This window comes from Candidatus Avedoeria danica (assembly GCA_016703025.1).
GTDB classification, from domain to species: Bacteria; Chloroflexota; Anaerolineae; order Epilineales; family Epilineaceae; genus Avedoeria; species Avedoeria danica.
Window position 1 is genome coordinate 2,249,248 of record JADJCV010000004.1, and the last position, 17,390, is coordinate 2,266,637.

Genomic DNA, 17,390 nt, shown 5'->3' on the forward strand with positions numbered 1-17,390 from the left:
CTCGTGACGCCGGTGCCGTTGCAGTTCATGGGGGTGGTCGGTGGGGGGCGTCGTTGTGCGGGTTGCCGTTTTGAGCGCGCCCACTCTCCTTCTCACCGGTGCAACCGGCTACGTCGGCGGCCGCCTGCTTCAGTTGCTGGAGCAGCAGGGGCACCGCGTCCGTTGCCTGGCCCGGCGCCCCGAGATCCTCACGCCGAAGACCCATCCGCCCACCGAGGTCGTCGCGGGCGACGTTCTCGATCGCGACAGCCTCGACGCCGCGTTGCGCGGGATCGAGGCGGCCTACTATCTCGTTCACTCGATGGGATCGACGGGCTCCTTCGAAGACGCGGACCGGCAGGCGGCGACGAACTTCGGTGAGGCGGCGAAGGCGGCGGGTGTCGGACGCATCATCTACCTCGGGGGCCTCGGCCGCAGCGAAGATGCGCTCTCGCCGCACCTGCGCAGCCGGCACGAGGTGGGCGAGATCTTGCGCCGGTCGGGCGTGCCGGTCATCGAGTTTCGCGCATCGATCGTCGTCGGTCCCGGCAGCTTGTCGTTCGAGATGATCCGGTCGCTGGTGGAGCGGCTGCCGTTCATGATCACCCCCAAGTGGGTGAATGTGCCGGCGCAGCCCATCGCCGTCGACGACGTTTTGGCGTACCTGGTGGCGGCGCTTCAGCTCCCGGTGGCGCAGTGCCGGGTGTACGAAATCGGTGGGGCCGACCAGGTGTCCTATGCCGACATCATGCGGGCGTACGCGCGGCAGCGCGGGATGCGGCTGCGAATGATCTCGGTGCCGGTCCTGACGCCCTTCCTGTCCAGCCTGTGGCTCGGCCTTGTCACGCCGCTGTACGCGCGCATCGGGCGCAAGCTGATCGAGAGCATCATCCACTCCACCGTGGTGCGCGACGCCGCGGCGCTCACGACGTTTCCCGTGCGCCCGATCGGGATCGACGAGGCCGTCCGCCGCGCCCTCGCCAGCGAAGACCTTCAGTACGCGACGCGCTGGTCCGACGCCCTGTCGTCCTCCGGCGCGGTGCCGACGTGGGGCGGCGTGCAGTTCGGATCGCGGCTGGTGGACTCGCGCACGATCACCGTCGCCGCACCGCCCGCCGTCGCCTTCGCACCCATTCAGCGCATCGGCGGCGACACGGGCTGGTACGCCTGGAACGGGCTGTGGCGCCTGCGCGGCTTTCTCGACCTGATGGCCGGCGGCGTCGGCCTGCGACGCGGCCGGCCATCGCCCACGGCCCTCCGCGTCGGCGACACCGTCGACTTCTGGCGCGTCGAAGCGCTCGAGCCGGACCGCCGGCTGCGGCTCATCGCCGAGATGAAGGTGCCCGGGCGGGCGTGGCTCGAGTTCGAGGTTGAGGCGGACGGGCGCGACGGCTCGTCTGCGACGATCCGGCAGACGGCGGTGTTCGATCCGGTCGGGCTCTTCGGACGCATGTATTGGTACGCGCTGTTCCCGCTGCATCAGCTGGTGTTCGGCGGGATGCTGCGGGGGATTGCGCGACAAGTTGCAGTGGAGCGTGAACGCACCGCGGATCGTGGCCCGAATCACAGTGGGCCGTCGGGGACGGCGCGTCGATCGCGATGAACCCGCTTCTCATGGCCGGCCAGTCGTTAGTCGGTATGACGTTGCAGAATCACCGTGTGTTGGCTATCGTAACAAACCTACATGGACTTCGAGTTCGATCCGGACAAGAGCACCGCCAACCTGCGCAAGCACGGCATCAGCTTCGCCGTCGCGCGGGCGCTATGGGACGATCCCGATCGTCTTGAGGTTCCGGCGCGCACGGACGACGAACCGCGTCATGCGCTGATCGCGACGCTGCGAGGCCGAGTCTGGATCGCCATCTTCACCTGGCGCGAGGGGCGGGTCAGGATCATCTCCGTGCGCAGGGCACGGCCGTTGGAACGGAGGCTGTATCGTGAAGGCAGCTGAACTTGATGCCCGGTTCGACGCGGGCGAAGACATCGTCGAGCATCTCGACGTGAGTCAGGCGCGCCGGCCCGGGCACGCACAGCGCCGGATCACGGTCGACTTCCCCGTGTGGGTTATCGCCGCCCTCGATCAAGAAGCCGGCCGTCTCGGCGTCACGCGACAGGCCGTGATCAAAATGTGGGTCGCGGAGCGGCTCGATCAGCGGCGTGCCGGCGTCGGTTGATGTCGGGTTCGCGTCCCGACACGTATTCGCGTCCCGCCATGTAGAGGAGACCCCCCATGTCCATCACGCACCGCTTCACCCCCTGCCTCTGGTTCGACCACCAAGCCGAGGAAGCCGCCAACTACTACGTCGGCATCTTCAAGAACGCCCGGATCGTGCAGATCGCACGCTACGGCGAGGCGGGCTTCGAGGTCCACGGACAGCCGGCGGGGTCCGTCCTGACCGTGGAGTTCGAGCTGGACGGGCAGCCCTTCACCGCGCTGAACGGCGGGCCGGCGTTCACGTTCAACGAGGCGCTGTCGCTCCAGGTGAACTGCGAGACGCAGGACGAGGTGGACCACTACTGGATGAAGCTCGCCGGCGGCGGCGACGAGTCGGCGCAGGCGTGCGGCTGGCTCAAGGACAAGTACGGCGTCTCATGGCAGGTCGTCCCGACGACGATCAACCGCATGTTCCTCGACCACACCTCCGCCGGCGCAAAGCGGGCGATGGAGGCGATGCTGAAGATGAAGAAGCTGGACATCGCCGAGCTCGAGCGCGCGTACGCGGGCTGAGGGTTCGGATGTCCCAACGCGCCGCGGCCCCACCGCCCCCCGTCCCGATCGTCAACGTCGGCTACCGTTCGACGAACTTCTGGGTGATCGGTGCCGGTCCGTCGCGTCTCCTCGTCGACCTCGGCTGGCCGGGCTCGATGGGCACGATGCGGGCGAACCTGACCCGCATGGGGATCCCGCTCAGCGAGCTCCGCTACGGCGTCGCGACGCACTACCATATTGACCACGCCGGCGTGGCACAGGAGCTCAAAGACGCGGGCGTGCCACTCCTCGTTCTCGAACCGCAGGTGCCGTGGATCCCGCGGATGAAGCGCTGGACGAAGCCGGCGGATCGGTACCTCGACATCGCCCTGCACGACAACGTGACGATCTCGTTCGCCGAGAGCCGCGCCGTGCTCGCGCACATCGGCCTTGCCGGCGAGATTGTGCCCACGCCGGGGCACTCGGACGACAGCGTCTCGGTCGTGCTCGACGACGGCGCGGCGTTCACGGGGGACCTCACGCATCCGCAGATGATCGGCCAGGAGGACGCGGCCGTCGTCGCCGCCAGCTGGCAGCGGCTGCGAGAACATGGCGCGACGTGGGTGTATCCGGGGCACGGGCCGGTGCGGGGGATGGAGGCGGTGGTGGGAGGGCGAGCTGAATCATGATGGTGACGGACACCGTATCGTGGGGCCCATCCACGATCGAACTGACGTTTGAGCCGTGGGACCCGGCGGTCGACGGCGGCGACGTATCCTCGGTTAGAGCCATCATTCTGGCAGGAGACAAAGTGCTCGTCGTGACGAACGAACATGAGATGCACATCGTTCCCGGCGGACAGCCCCAGGAAGGGGAAACGCACGACGACGCACTGCGCAGGGAGCTGCTCGAGGAGACCGGATGGACGATCGAGTCTGCCGTTCCGTTGGGGTGCCTACGCTGTAGGCACGTGACGCCGAAGCCCGAAGGATACCGTCATCCCTATCCGGAATTCGTTCAGAAGGTCTATGTGGCTTGGGCCGACCAATTCACGCCTGAAGCCAAGCATGCGGACGACTATGAGCGGCTCGCAGAGTTCCGGCCGATCGGCAAACTGGCGCCGAACGAGCTGCCGAACACGCAGTGGGCGATGCTGCAAGCCGCCGTCCGTGTGCCGCGTCCTGGACGTCCCGGATGTTGACCGACATGCCGACGGGCCTATCATGCGCGACCTGTCTCTGCTCAACAGTCCGTGGCACGAGAAGAACGGGATGCCGTCGAGCACACAAATCAAGAAGTTGTGCGCGTTATGGCCAGTGAGTTCCACCTATCGGATGACGAACGCGCGCAGCTTCTCCCCCGTGGAGGCCAAACCGTACTGGCGAACAGACTCGCATGGGCCAAGGCACATTTCAAGCGGGCCGGTCTACTGGAAGCCACCGGACGGGGCGTATATCGAATTGCGGAGCGGGGCCGGGAAGTCAATGGACGCAGTCCTGATCGAATAGATCTGAAATACCTTGACCAGTTTCCAGGGCATCGCGAATTCCGAACGTCGCCGCGAAGATCTTCTCGTTGCGATGGGCTATGGTGGTTCACGGCAGGATGCCGGTCGAGCAATTGGGCGAGGCGGTGATGGCGGTATCGACGGGATCATCAAGGAGGATCGACTGGGCCTTGACGTGATTTATCTTCAGGCCAAACGCTGGGAGGGAGTCGTGGGGCGGCCTGAAATCCAGAAATTTGCCGGCGCCTTGCAGGGTCAACGGGCACGAAAAGGGATATTCATCACAACATCTTCCTTTACAAAAGATGCAGTCGACTTCGCTGCTGCAATCGAAAGTAAGCTGATACTTATGGACGGAGAAGATCTTGCTGGTCATATGATTGACCATGGCGTCGGTGTGAGTCATGTAGCATTATACGCCGTGAAACGAATTGACTCAGACTACTTCGTTCAGGAGTAACGGCTAGCAATTGACCGCCGTGTGACAAGTCCGCCGAATCACTGTGCATCGCTTCCGCATGCACTGTGCTCCGCGGCCCGATTCACAGTGCATCGCCGCTCGTTACACAGTGCTTCGCTCGTCGATTCACCGTACCTGTCGCCCTCTGCCCACCTTCCTGCGACACCCGCACAAGAAGAAGGGGCGGGGTGCTGCTCCTCAGCAGCTCCCCGCCCCTCAGAATCGTCGCCATCTACGTGGCGCAGGGCATCATTGCCCGCGCAACTCCGGAACCACTGTACGCGTGGCCGCCGATCGGACGTCTTGGCACGGCCACCGCCGCACGGAGCCGAACTGCGACCGCCCAGCCGCCTCGCCGACCATCCCCCCGACCGTCCACGCTAGCCCGCGGGTGATCCACATCGCTGAAGCCAGTCGCCCGACAAGCAAGCCCAAATCCATCGTCGCGATAGTCAAGACGCGCATGCACAAGTGGTTCGCGATTTCGATCAAGTATGCCATCACACTCCACCTCCTATGGCTGCCGTGGCCCGCCGACCACGGCTGCGAGCGTGCGTCCAGCATACGAGGTCGCGACGTCGATGGAAGGCCCTCGAGCCGCCGCGCAACCGCCGCGCAACCGTTAACCATCGCGCTTGACCTCCCCATCGCGGCCCATTGCCTCCCCCACCAACCCATGATCCTCCCCCTCCCCCAGACTGTTCGACGGGGTCCCCACCGCGCCGAAGGTGCGGTGGGGTTCGGGAGGGGGTCGGGGGGTGAGGGCCGCAGGCCGCCGCCTCTCGACGGCTACCGCCGCAAGGCCGCCCATTACGCGCCGCGACGACGAGGGCACGGCATGCCGTGCCCCTACACGCACCGGGATCGTGTAGAGCGCATCTCGTCGTAGCGAGCACGCCCTACCCGACCGGCGCGGCTCCACCCAGCCGCCCCTCCGCCATCCCCGCCACCACCCCCTTCAACCGCCGCGCCTCCCCCGGCGCCAGCGCGCTCTGCCGCCGCCCCTCGTCCCGCAGCCAGCCGCGCAGCTCGGTGGCGCGGACGGCCATCGGGGTCGGGGCGTTCGTCGTCAGGACGAGGCCGGGGCGGGTGAAGACGACGACGGGGATGATCGGGACGTTGCGCAGCGCGTCGTTCGCGTCACCCGTAGCGACCACGGCGGCGCGGAGGGCGGCGATGTCGGCGTCGATGAGCGGGCTCGGGTTGCGGACCGCCCGGCGGCCGAAGGCCAGGAAGCGGCGCCAGAGCGGGCGGCGGTCGCGCCACCGGGCGCCGTCGATGTCGATCGGGCCCTCGGTGCTGAAGACGTGCACCACGGCCAGGCCCCACGGCGCCACGATCACGTGCTCCGCCGCCGGGAGCGCCCAGTTGTAGAGCGTGAAGAGCGGCCCGGCGTCGGCCAGCGCCGCCGCGAGCGCCACCTCGGCGCGCGGGACCGCCACCCAGCGGTCCATCAGCGCGATGCCGAACCAGGACGCCAACGTGCCGGCGACAAGACAGAAAAGGGCGATCGGCTGCGTGCGCGGGCTGTTCAGGAAGAGGCCGCCCAACAGGAGCCCGAAGCCGAGCACCGCGACGCGCACGGCGAGGCTGCGCCGCTTGCGGGCATAGTCCGCCGCGGTGAAGATCATGGCCCCGCCGTGCGGCGCGGGCGCGCCTCTACGCGCCACGGGACGCAAGCGCGATCTCGGACGCGTGCCCGACGGCAGCCTCCGCCTCGACCACCGCCTCCACGCGCGCGATCCCGTCGGCGATCGCGTCGACCAAGTGTTGCTCGACGCCGCGCCGGGCGACGGCCACCGCACTGGCCACGGCCATCGCATCCGATCGCCCGTGGCCGATGACGACGGCGCCCCGCACCCCGAGCAGCATCGCGCCGCCGTGACCGCGGTAGTCCCAGCCGCGGCGGATCCGGCCGAGGGCCGGACGCATGAGGAACCCGCCGAGTGCGCTCAGGAAGTCCGCCTTGGCCTCGCGCTTGAGCGTGGCCGTCACCAAGCCGGCGATGCCCTCGGACAGCTTGAGCATGACGTTGCCCGTGAAGCCGTCCGTGACGGCCACGTCCACCCGGCTCTGCGGCACGTCGTGGCCCTCGATGTTGCCGATGAAGTGCAGCGGCGCGGCCTCGAGCAGCGGCAACGCCGCCTGGACCAGCGCCGTGCCCTTGCCGCGCTCCTCGCCGATCGAGATCAAGCCGACGCGCGGCCGCTCGATGCCGAGGACGCGCTCGGCGTACGCGGCGCCCATCATCGCGAACTGGAGGAGATGCTCCGGCCGAACTTCGGGGTTCGCACCGACGTCGAGGAGCGCCACCGGGCCGTCGATCGCCGGGAAGACCATCGCCAGCGCCGGCCGCAGGACGCCCTTCACCCGCCCGAGCCCGAACGTGGCCGCGGTCATCGCCGCACCGGTGTTGCCGGCCGTGACGAACGCATCGGCCGAACCGTGCCGCACCAGCTGGACGCCGACGGACATCGAGTTGTCCCGCCGGGAGCGCACGGCCTCCGCCGGCGCCTTCTCGTCCATCCCGATGACGGCATCCGCGTTCACGACTTCGATCGGCAGCCCGCGCACGTCGTGCCGATCGAGCTCGCGCACGACCTCCGCCTCCCGGCCGACGAGAACGATGCCGGTGCCGGCGCGCGCGGCGAGAACGGCGCCGGCCACGCTGCTGGCCGCGCCGTGGTCACCGCCCATCGCATCCACCACTATCCGCACGGCCGGCGATTCTAGCATAGCGCCGTGGCCGGCTCACCCGTTGTACCCGCCGATCGAGGCGCCTAGAATGGGCGCCGTCCGGCTCGCCTCGTCGCCCAGGTCCTCAGTCGGCTGGATAAGCCTCGGATCTCCGACAGAAATCTCCGACAGAGGCAGCGATCCGTAAGACTCTGCGGGGACAGAGTACTCGCCCTGGAGACCGTCATGCGCTTGCCTGCCGCACTGGCGTCCGCGCTCGGCCTCGCCGCCCTGGCGCTGCTGACCGCCGCTCCGCCCCATCCCCCCGCCGCCGCCGCCCTGATCCGCCAGGAAACGACCCCGATCGTCGTTCCGCCGGACCCGACACCGCGACCGATCTACGCGCCGTACGTGAACCGGAACTGGGACCCGCTGGCGCCCGAGCCCGTGGACAACGTCGCCCTCGGCTGGCTCGCCGCCCTGCAACCCGAGGGTCGTACCGCGTGCACCCCGGCAACGCACGTCCTGCTGCGGTTCCCGGAAGGGGCGCTGAACAACGTCGTCGAGGCCGTCGTCGCCCCGGCAGCGCCCGGCCTGACGCTCGACCTGTTCGTGAACGACTACGTCCGCCTCAACGGCGGCGTCGACTTGGCGCCGGACCGATGCCGCTTCCTGACGTGGCGGATGATCCTGGTGACGCGCGTACGGTCGATGGTGCCGCCACCGCCGTAGGGGTGGTGGGGGTGTGATCGCGGGATGTTTCGGGGGCGGACGGCGGGCGACGCATGCGTCGCCCCTACGCGGGGGGGGATGGGAGCCGGGGATCATGCGTCCGGGGGGTGGGATCAGGGAACGCGGGGCCTACGGGCGCCGCGTCCTTGTGGCAACCGCCTGCGGTGCCGGCGCCGCCGTCAGCGTCGCGTCGACATCGATCCGCCGCGGTGTCGCGACGGTCGACGCGCCTTGCCCGCGGGTGCCTTCCGACCCGTTCGTCCCCGCCCGCGGCGTCGCGGTCGGCCGCGGGCGGCGGGTGCGCGTCGGCGTGGCGGTGGGGTCGACGCCGGCGGTGGCGGTGGCGGCGGCGGCACGGACGCGTTCGCTGTCCGGGAAGTGCACACGGAAGCCGAGCGAGACGTCGTTGTAGAGCGGCGCCGTGGCGCGGAGCACGTCGACCCAGGCGTTGTCGCGCGTGCGGGGCTCGCCGGCGGGGTAGAGCTGGTTCAGGACGCCGACCAAGTTGGCGAGCGTCTCCTCGTTCCAGCCGACGTGCGGCATCGCATGGCCATCCACGATGAGGTAGAGGCCTGAGTTCGTGAGCTGCAGTTCGGCGTCGTCGACGGACGCACGCTGCAGACGCGTCTGCAGGTCGCTCCGCAGGCGCAGGAGCGGCGATTTCACGTCGGCCGGCGCCAGCAGCGTGCGCAGATCGTCCGTGCTGAAGCCGAGCCAGCTCGGCACCCAGCTCCGGTCGGCGCCGCGGCGCTCGTAGTCGAGGTCGATGTCGATCGTCTGGCTCGGCAGCGTCTCGCGCTCGGCGTCGGTCAGCGAGATGATGAACGCGTCCGCGTCCGGCGACGGGGGCTTGGGGGCGCGCGGCGCGCCCTTGGAAGGCGGGAAGTTGAAGTCCAGCTGGAGCGGCACGGACTGCAGGAGCGGCGCCAGATCGGCCAGCATGTCGCGCTGCTCGGCGGACAGGAGCGGATCGCCGTCGTCGTCGACGGCCATACGGTCGATGAGGTCGAGTGCGTTGTCGAGCTCGCGCGTGCCCCAGGCGATGTACGGCAGCGGTCGACCGTTCACGAGCACGTACAGGCCGTCGCGGCGCGAGGCCACCGTCATCTGGCGGATGCCGGCGCGGGCGAACCAGCGGGTGTAACTCTCGCCGTCCTCGTCGTCGCTGAAGAACCGCACCCGCCCGACGAGCGGGTTGCCCGTGATCCGCTCCCAGAGCTCGTCGACCTGCGCGCTCTTGAACCCACCGATCCGCGCGATCCGGCCGTCGTTGTCGACCTCGATCGGGATCGGCGGCAGGCTGAAGATCGAGGCGCCGCCGAGCACCGTCGTCATCGGCTCGAGGTCGCGCTTCAGCTGGGACAACGAAGCGCCCTTGTCGTCGCCCTGGCAACCGGCCACGGCGCCGCCGGCCGCAAGCAGCAGGACGACGGCCAGCCAAACGCCTCCGTGGCGGCGGATGGGCATGTGGACCTCCAGAAACGTCGGCCACCGACACGACACGTGATCCGTGGGGCATCGGCGGGGATACGAGCTTCTTAATGCAACGGTAACCAGGATAGCGCCGCGTACGCGCGTCGTCAACCCCCTGTGACGCGGGCGCCACCGGCGGGCGGCGCTGCATCGGGCGACGCGAACACATGGCCGCGTCGAGGGATGCGCCCGCGGAGCCATCGGTCGACGCGCACGCTTCATCCCTGCGCGGGGAGGTGAATTTCGAGCGGACGGCGCTCCACAAGCGCATCGCGCAGGAGTTGTAACCACGCGCCGCCACGGCCAGAATGGGCGCCGGCTCATCCGGAGCGACACGACTGCGCGGTCCAATGGCCCATCGCCCCATTCCGCTCGCCATCCTAGACGGTCTGGCCGCCGTCGCCAGCGGCCTCACCGAGCACGAGGCGGCCGAACGCCTTGGCGAGTTCGGGCCGAACGACATCGTCGAAGCCCCATCCCACCCGTGGCGGGCGCTCATCGCGGATACCGCCAAGGATCCGATGCTCTGGTTCTTCTCCGCGACCGCCGGTCTCTATGCGCTCGTCGGGCAGCACTCGGAGGCCGTCACGCTGGTACTGGCCATCCTGCCGCTGCTGGGCATGGACGTCTACCTGCACCGCCGCACCCAGGCGTCGACCGAGGGCCTCACGTCGCGGCTGGCCACGACGGCGACCGTCGTCCGTAACGGGGTGACAAGGACTTTGCCGACCATCGCCCTCGTCCCCGGCGATCGGGTGGTCGTGTCCATCGGCGAGCCCTTCCCGGCCGACGTGATCATCGTGGCCGGCGCGGACCTCCAGGTCGACGAGTCCGCGCTCACCGGCGAGGCGTTCCCGGTCGCAAAGCGCCCGCTCGACGCACAACCGCCGCGTGAGACATCTCACGAAGGCGCCGGACCGCGCGTCGCCGAAGCGCACTGGGGGTTCGCCGGGACGCGCCTCTTGACGGGCCACGCGCAGGCGTGCGTCGCACACACAGGCGGCGCGACGCTGTACGGCGAGATCGCCCGCTCCGCTCTGGGCGGCGGGCACGAGCGTACGCCAATCCAGGCCGCCATCGACCACCTCGTGCGGCGACTGCTCGTCGTCGCGATCGCATTGTGCGTGGTGCTCGCCGCCGTCCGGCTCGCCCAGGGCAACTCATGGCTCGACGCGCTCGTGAGCGCGGTGACGCTGGCCACGGCCGCGATCCCCGAGGAGTTCCCGGTCGTCTTCACGTTCTACCTCAGCGTTGGCGTGTACCGGCTGGCGCGGCGTCAGGCGCTGGTCCGGCGCGCCGTGACGGTCGAGAACATCGGCCGCGTGACGTGCATCTGCTCCGACAAGACGGGCACGATCACCGAAGGGCGGCTGCAGCTCACCCATGTGCTGCCGGCGCCGGGCACGTCGGCACCGCGGCTGCTCGAGGTGGCCCGCGCGGCCGCGCGGGCCGAGACGGGCGACCCGCTGGACGAGGCGATCCTGCTCGCCGCCGGCGCCACCACGGACATCGCGCCCGCGTCGGTTCGGGTGACGACGTTTCCGTTCACCGAGGATCGCCAGCGTGAAACGGCCGTCGTCGAAACGCCGGCGCACGAGCGCTGGGTCGCAACCAAGGGCGCGGCCGAGGTGGTCATGGCTATGTGCGACGCTGTCGACGGCGCGGTGCAGGCCGAGCGCACCGCCGCGATCCAGGCGTTCGCGACCGATGCCCACAAGGTCGTCGCCGTGGCATGGCGGCCGCTCGACGCGGCGGCGGATGTCGGTACGGAGCCGGCGTCGGGCTATCGGTTCGCCGGCCTTCTGGCGTTCGAGGACCCGGTGCGTGAGGGCGTGCGCGAGGCGGTGACGGCGTGCCGCGTGGCCGGCATCCACACGATCATGGTGACAGGCGATCACCCGGTTACCGCCGCCGCCGTAGCCCGCGCGGTCGGGCTCGGCGGTCGCGAGCCGCGGGTCGTCCTGGGCGACGCGCTGGAGGCGATGGTCGCCGACGGGCTGGGTGGGACGCTGCGCGACGTCGATGTCGTGGCCCGCGCCAAGCCCGCTCAGAAGCTCCTGCTCGTCAAGACGCTGCAGTCGCTCGGCGAGATCGTCGCGGTGACGGGCGACGGCGTGAACGACGTCCCGGCACTTCAAGCGGCCGACATCGGCGTCGCGATGGGCGCGCGCGGCACGCGCAGCGCACGTGAGGTCGCGGCCATCGTGCTCATGGACGACAACTTCCGGACGATCGTCGGCGCGATCGGCGAGGGTCGGCAGCTGTTCCAGAACCTTCAGATCAGCTTCCAGTACCTGCTGATCACGCACATTCCGCTCGTGCTCACCGCCGCGCTGATCCCCCTGGCCGGCTATCCGCTGCTCTACCTGCCGACCCACATCGTGTGGCTCGAGATGTTGATCCACCCGACGGCAATGCTGGTGTTCCAGGCGCTGCCAACGCGCGACCTCGTGCCGCACGCCCGATCGGTCGGGCGGGCGCGGTTCTTCGATCCGGTCCAAATGACGACGATCGTGGTCACCGGACTGCTGGTGGCCGCCGCCGTAACCGCCGGGTACCTGCGCAGCCTCGGCGTCGTCGCCGACGTCGATCACGGCCGCGCGATGGCGCTGGCGACGTTCACCCTGGCTAGCGCCGGCGTGACGGCCGGGCTGAGCGGCCTGCGATCGCGCGCGGCGTGGTTCATGTGTCTCGGCACCTTGGCGAGCTCGTGGCTGCTGATCCAGACGCCGGCGGTGGCGGCTAAGCTGCACCTGCGTCCGCTGGATCCCGACGACTGGGCGCTGGCGCTCGGCGGGGCGATCATCGCGGGGGCCATCCCGTGGTTGGCGCGGTGGATTCGTGGATAGTGGGGAGGATTGCATGACCTGCACGCTCACGAACAAAGTGGTGGTGATCACCGGCGGCACACGCGGGATCGGCCTTGCCATCGCCGAGGCCTGCGCGGCGGAGGGCGCCGCCGTGGTGATCGCATCCCGGGCGGGCGATGCGGTGGCGGCGGCCATGGCGCGGCTGGCGAGCGGCGGTGCGCGAGCTGACGGCATCGCGTGCGACGTGGCCGACGCGCGCCAAGTCGAGGCGCTGGCCGACCACGCCGTTCGCGCGTTTGGGTGCATCGATGTCTGGTTCAACAACGCGGGCATCGCGGCGCCGTACGGCCCGACGCTCGACATCCCGCCGGCGCGATTCGAGCGCGTCGTTGCGACGAACATTATCGGCACGTACCACGGCAGCACCACCGCGCTGCGCCGATTCCTGGCGCAGGGGCACGGCAAGCTCGTGAACTCGGTCGGGCGCGGCGAGCGCGGACCGGTGGCGCTCCAAAGCCCTTACGCGTCGTCGAAGGCATGGGTGCGCAACTTCACGCTGGCCATGGCCAAAGAGTACGCCGACCGAGGCGTCGGCATCTTCGGCTTCAACCCCGGCCTGACGATCACCGACCTCGTGACGGACCTCGAGGTAACGCCGGGCCAATCGGAGGGCGTGGCCGTCTTCGGGACGGTGCTCCGTTGGCTCGGCCACTCGGTCGAGGTCGCGGCGGCCAAGGCCGCCTGGGTCGCCGGCCCGGAGACGGACGGGCGTACCGGCCGCGTCTACCGTGTTTCAACCGCGGCCACGCTGGCAGTCAACCTGCGCAACGAAGTGGCCGGGCGGCTGGCGGGCCGGCCTCGGAAGGCCGTGTCGATGCGCGTACGAACGATCGGCCCCGACAACGATGCGGGCGCCGCCGGGTCGCGGCGGCCATGGCACCATTCGGCGATGACGACTCAGCCGCCGGCAGCCGATACATCGAACGTCTGCTCTCCGCCGCTGTGACGCTCGGCCTTTAGAATCGGACCCTGTTCGCCCACCTCACCGACGGGATCACGGCGTACTTCGCGGGCAAGCCGGCGCCAACCCTGTTGCCGGCAGCTTCGGAGGGGTGAACGCGCACGCCGAGGGTACAATCGCCCCATGCCCGAGCTCCCCGAGGTCGAGACCTACGCCCGCGACCTGGCCGCCGTCCTGCCGGGCCGCCGCCTCGTCGGCGCCCGCGTCGGCTGGCCGCGCCAAGCGCCGCGCAGCGCGCCGGAGGAGATGGCCGCGCGCCTCGCCGGCCAGACGATCCTGGCGGTGGGACGGCGCGGCAAGTACCTCTGCCTCCAGCTGTCGGACGACTGGCTGATCCTCCATCTCAAGATGAGCGGCCGGCTCGAACTCGTTCCCGCCGCCCACCCGCGCAACCCGCACGCCCACACCGTCTTCGCGCTCGACCGGGGCGACGAGCTGCGCTTCCACGACCCGCGCAAGTTCGGCCGCGTCTACGTGGTGGCCGATCCGGCGGCCGTCACCGGCGCCCTCGGCCCCGAGCCGCTGGACGACGCTTTCACGTTGGCCGCATTCGCGGCGCGCCTGCGCGGGCGCCGCGGCCGCCTCAAGCCGCTCCTGCTCGACCAGCGCTTCGTGGCCGGCCTCGGGAACATCTACGTCGACGAGGCGCTGTTCACCGCCCGCCTCCACCCGCTGGCCACGGCCGACGGGCTGACGGACGATGACGTCCGGCGGCTGCACGGCGCCATCCGCGCTGTGTTGGCGCGCGGCGTCGAGCTGCGCGGAACGAGCTTCTCGACCGGCGGCTACCGAGACCTGACGGGCAACCGCGGCGAGATGCAGGGCACGCTGCTGGTGTTTCGGCGAACCGGCGAGCCCTGCCCGGCCTGCGGCACGCCGATCGAGCGCCTGGTCGTCGGCGGGCGGAGCACGCACGTCTGTCCGGCGTGCCAGGCAGCGCCCGTTTCGGGACGGCGCTGATCGGCGTTCGCGCACAGGCGCCGCGTGGCGCACAGGCCCCGCGCTGACGGAAACACCCCATGCCGTTGGCGCGCGAACCGGATTGCGGCAACCCCGACGGCACGGGATAATCGTCAGGATCATTCCAGGAACGAGGAGGCAACCCGAATCATGACCACTTCCACGCTGTCCGCGCCCCGCGTCTCGGGCTGGGCGGGTATGATGGATCGCCTGAACAACGTTTGGCACGAGCGCGCGCTGCAGGTCTACCTGTTCATCGTGCTCGCGCACTGGGCCGAGCACCTCACCCAGGCTGTCCAGGTGTTCGTCCTCGGGTGGCCGCGTCCGGAGTCGCGGGGCTTCCTCGGGCAGTTCTTCCCGTGGCTCGCCAAGAGCGAGACGCTCCACTACGGCTACGCGATCGTCATGCTGATCGGCCTCTTCCTGCTGCGGCCGGGCTTCAAGGGCTCATCGCGCACATGGTGGACGATTTCGCTCGCGATCCAGTTCTGGCACCACATCGAGCACTTGCTGCTCCAGGCACAGTACGCGCTGCATCAGAACCTGTTCGGCTCGGCTGTCCCGACGAGCGTCATCCAATGGCTGCTGTTCCAGGTCGGCGACAAGCCTCACCAGTTCCGCGTCGAGCTCCACCTCTTCTACAACACGATCGTGTTCATCCCGATGGTCATTGCGATGTACAAGCACATGTACCCGTCGAAGGCCGAGTATGCCGCGCATCCCCCGACGTGCTCGTGCACGCGGAAGCCGGCAGGCATGACGAGCGCCGCATAGGGGCGCTCGGGCGACCGAAATCATGTACGGTCCGTCATCATAAACCTCCTGTACACTGGCCGCCGTCCCGCACGGCGGCCAGCGTGCATTCCGGCAACTGCGACAGGACGATAACCCCATGACGACTCCCGAACGACGCACGTCGCCCGGCTCCCGGTGGTTGGCCCCTTTGGCCCTCGCGGCGCTCCTGGCCGCCGGCGCCCTGATCGCTCGACAGGTGATCACGACGCCGCCGCACCCGTCCGTCCGGCCGGACGTGCCCGCCGACGACCCGGCAGCCGGAGCTGCCGACGAAACTGCGCCTGCCGCGTCCAACGGCGTGCCCGCCGACGGCGACGCCGCCGAGCTGCACGGCTTCGTGCTCTCACCCGCCCTGCCGGCCCCCGACGTCCGCGCCGCGGACACCGCCGGCGCACCGTGGGACCTGGCCGACCGCCGCGGCAACGTCGTGGCCCTGTTCTTCGGCTACACCACCTGCCCGGACGTCTGCCCCCAGACGCTGGCCCTCCTCGCCGCCACGAAGGCCGCCCTCGGCGACGGGTCGATCCCGTTCGACGTGGCGATGATCACCGTCGATCCGGAACGCGACACGCCCGACGTTCTCGGCCGCTACATGGCCGGCTTCGACCCGTCGTTCGTCGGCCTCGAAGCGGGCGATGGATTGGCGACGATCGCTGATGCCTTCGGGGCGACCTACACGCGCGATCTCCCACCGGACCTCGCGACACAGGCGGCGCAGATCGCCGGGCACGACGAGGCGGAGGGCGACGGCCAAGGCGGAGATGCGGATCACCCCGTCGACGACGACCACCAGGGCGACGAGGCGGCGGGCGACGGCGACCACGACGCCGCCGAACCCGCGGCCCTCGGCCACAGCGCCGGCCTGCCCGGCGGCTTCGAGCCCGGCTCGCCGGCCTACACCGTCGCGCACTCGGGCGTCGTGTTCCTGATCGACCCCGAGGGCCGGCTGCGCTCATCCTACCTGGCGCCCTTCGATCCGGCCGAACTGGCCGCCGACGTCACGGTCCTGCTCGCCGGTGATCACCGCTCCGCCAAGGCTCGATGAGGCCCACGGAGGCGCCGCCGATGCACGACACGATGCACGAGACCCCCACGTCGATCGCCACCGCGCCCCGCCGGGCGCGCGCCGGCCGCGGCGCGGTGGCATTGGCCGTGCTCGGCGCCGTGGCCATCGCCGCCGCGGCACGCCTCGATCCGGTGCGCCGCGCCACCCGCGACGACGTGTACACGATCCCTCCGGGCACCGCCCAGCGTGTCGCGCGCGGCGAGTCCGTGGCCGACGTGCTGCCGCAGCGCGTCGGCACCACCGTCGGCAACCAGCTGATCGTCGTCAACCACGACGTCCAGGACCATGCCTTCGGGCCGTTCATCCTGGCACCCGGACAGCGTTGGGCGCGCCGGTTCGCGGTCGTCGGCGACTACGCGATGGACTGCACGATCTACCCCGATGCCGGCTTCACCGTGCACGTCGAACCCGGCCCGACACCCGCCGGCGGGCCGACGCTGCGGCTGCATCAGCTGTTCCTCATCGCTTGGCTGTCCGCCGCGGCCGTCGTCGCCGGGATGCATCTGGCGGCCGCGGCGACGCTCGGCGGTTCGCCGTCCGAGACCGCCTTCGCCGCACGGATGCTCTCGGTCAGCCGCGCCGTGCGCTCCTTCCTGCCCGTCTTGGCGGTGCTGTCGGCCGTCGCGCTCGGGACGGCGCTCGCACGCATCGTGCCGTGGCGTTCCGCGCTGTCCGGAACGGCATCGCTCGATGCCTGGTTCGCCGCCGTCTGGACGTTGGTGGCGGTCCTGGTCATGCGCCGCTTGCTGCCCGCATCGACCGCGCCGTCGGCCTGGAACCTGTCGATGTGGGCCCTCGTCGTGCTCTGGCCGGCGTCCCGCATCCTCGTCCCGGCGGTCAGCCCGCTGTCCATGCTCCTCGTGCTCACCGGCACCGGGCTGCTGGCGGCGGTGGTCGTCGGCCAGCGGGCGGCAGCGCGCGCGGCAGAGAGCGCTCCACCGTCCGTCTTCGGCTGGCTGGCCGCGGCGGGCATCGCGTTCGTCGTCGCCGGCGCGCCGCTGCCCCCGACCGGCATCACGCCGCGGCTCGTGGCCGGCGGCCTCGACCTGGCGATCGGGCTGGCCCTCATCGTCGCCCTGACCCGAGCCGCACCGCGCGTCGAGCTGGCGAGGCTCGGCTACGCCGCAGCGTTTGCGGCCGGCGCAATGGGTGCGTTCCAGATGGCGTTGGCGGCCGTTGGCGGGGTCATGACGGGCTAGTACTCCGTCACTGCAGGGTCTGC

Annotated in this window: 16 protein-coding genes and 1 pseudogene; 14 read left to right on the top strand and 3 right to left on the bottom strand. The window is 70.0% G+C overall.

The genetic code is table 11. From position 1 onward, the window contains the following. Positions 1-70 precede the first annotated feature (70 nt). The 7 genes and pseudogenes from IPG72_12050 to IPG72_12080 all read left to right on the top strand — a co-directional run bounded on the left by IPG72_12050 (position 71) and on the right by IPG72_12080 (position 4,635). Positions 71-1,582: an SDR family oxidoreductase gene (locus IPG72_12050; protein MBK6769720.1), complete on the top strand. Its 1,512-nt coding sequence runs from the start codon at positions 71-73 to the stop codon at positions 1,580-1,582. 81 nt (positions 1,583-1,663) lie between these two features. Then, on the top strand, positions 1,664-1,930 hold the full coding sequence (locus IPG72_12055; GenBank protein MBK6769721.1) for a BrnT family toxin: 267 nt from the start codon (positions 1,664-1,666) through the stop codon (positions 1,928-1,930). Beyond that, complete coding sequence (locus IPG72_12060) at positions 1,917-2,153, top strand: CopG family transcriptional regulator (protein ID MBK6769722.1); 237 nt, start codon at positions 1,917-1,919, stop codon at positions 2,151-2,153. The genes IPG72_12055 and IPG72_12060 overlap by 14 nt, the downstream gene beginning before the upstream one ends. 56 nt (positions 2,154-2,209) lie before the next feature. Beyond that, positions 2,210-2,707 carry a VOC family protein gene (locus IPG72_12065; protein ID MBK6769723.1) on the top strand — a complete coding sequence of 166 codons (498 nt, stop codon included), beginning with the start codon at positions 2,210-2,212 and terminating at the stop codon, positions 2,705-2,707. A gap of 8 nt (positions 2,708-2,715) precedes the next feature. After that, entirely contained in the window at positions 2,716-3,357 is a 642-nt protein-coding gene (locus IPG72_12070; GenBank protein MBK6769724.1) for an MBL fold metallo-hydrolase, read from the top strand. Next, positions 3,354-3,869, top strand: a complete 516-nt coding sequence (locus IPG72_12075; protein ID MBK6769725.1) for an NUDIX domain-containing protein — start codon at positions 3,354-3,356, stop codon at positions 3,867-3,869. The genes IPG72_12070 and IPG72_12075 overlap by 4 nt, the downstream gene beginning before the upstream one ends. A gap of 108 nt (positions 3,870-3,977) precedes the next feature. After that, a pseudogene (locus IPG72_12080) lies at positions 3,978-4,635 on the top strand (restriction endonuclease). Between the two features lie 899 nt (positions 4,636-5,534). Here IPG72_12080 and IPG72_12085 read toward each other — a convergent pair. Together IPG72_12085 and plsX are read right to left on the bottom strand one after the other, a co-directional pair. Beyond that, positions 5,535-6,266 (bottom strand): hypothetical protein, encoded by a 732-nt coding sequence (locus IPG72_12085; GenBank protein MBK6769726.1) that lies wholly within the window; start codon positions 6,264-6,266, stop codon positions 5,535-5,537. Between the two features lie 28 nt (positions 6,267-6,294). Then, positions 6,295-7,332: a phosphate acyltransferase PlsX gene (gene plsX / locus IPG72_12090; GenBank protein MBK6769727.1), complete on the bottom strand. Its 1,038-nt coding sequence runs from the start codon at positions 7,330-7,332 to the stop codon at positions 6,295-6,297. 225 nt (positions 7,333-7,557) lie between these two features. Here plsX and IPG72_12095 point away from each other — a divergent pair, with 225 nt between their 5' ends. Continuing rightward, positions 7,558-8,043 (top strand): hypothetical protein, encoded by a 486-nt coding sequence (locus IPG72_12095; protein MBK6769728.1) that lies wholly within the window; start codon positions 7,558-7,560, stop codon positions 8,041-8,043. Positions 8,044-8,172: 129 nt separating this feature from the next. On the opposite strand, the gene IPG72_12100 is transcribed toward IPG72_12095, so the two are convergent. Then, positions 8,173-9,510, bottom strand: a complete 1,338-nt coding sequence (locus IPG72_12100) for a hypothetical protein (protein MBK6769729.1) — start codon at positions 9,508-9,510, stop codon at positions 8,173-8,175. 356 nt (positions 9,511-9,866) lie between these two features. Between IPG72_12100 and IPG72_12105 the strand changes: the two genes are divergently transcribed. From IPG72_12105 to IPG72_12130, 6 genes are all read left to right on the top strand, one after another. After that, positions 9,867-12,365 carry a cation-transporting P-type ATPase gene (locus IPG72_12105; protein MBK6769730.1) on the top strand — a complete coding sequence of 833 codons (2,499 nt, stop codon included), beginning with the start codon at positions 9,867-9,869 and terminating at the stop codon, positions 12,363-12,365. 13 nt (positions 12,366-12,378) lie between these two features. After that, positions 12,379-13,332, top strand: a complete 954-nt coding sequence (locus IPG72_12110) for an SDR family oxidoreductase (protein ID MBK6769731.1) — start codon at positions 12,379-12,381, stop codon at positions 13,330-13,332. Between the two features lie 138 nt (positions 13,333-13,470). Then, positions 13,471-14,307 carry a bifunctional DNA-formamidopyrimidine glycosylase/DNA-(apurinic or apyrimidinic site) lyase gene (gene mutM / locus IPG72_12115; protein ID MBK6769732.1) on the top strand — a complete coding sequence of 279 codons (837 nt, stop codon included), beginning with the start codon at positions 13,471-13,473 and terminating at the stop codon, positions 14,305-14,307. 150 nt (positions 14,308-14,457) lie between these two features. Then, complete coding sequence (locus IPG72_12120) at positions 14,458-15,081, top strand: hypothetical protein (protein MBK6769733.1); 624 nt, start codon at positions 14,458-14,460, stop codon at positions 15,079-15,081. Positions 15,082-15,199: 118 nt separating this feature from the next. After that, complete coding sequence (locus IPG72_12125) at positions 15,200-16,147, top strand: SCO family protein (protein ID MBK6769734.1); 948 nt, start codon at positions 15,200-15,202, stop codon at positions 16,145-16,147. A 20-nt stretch (positions 16,148-16,167) separates the two neighbouring features. Beyond that, positions 16,168-17,367 carry a hypothetical protein gene (locus IPG72_12130; protein MBK6769735.1) on the top strand — a complete coding sequence of 400 codons (1,200 nt, stop codon included), beginning with the start codon at positions 16,168-16,170 and terminating at the stop codon, positions 17,365-17,367. Positions 17,368-17,390 lie beyond the last annotated feature (23 nt).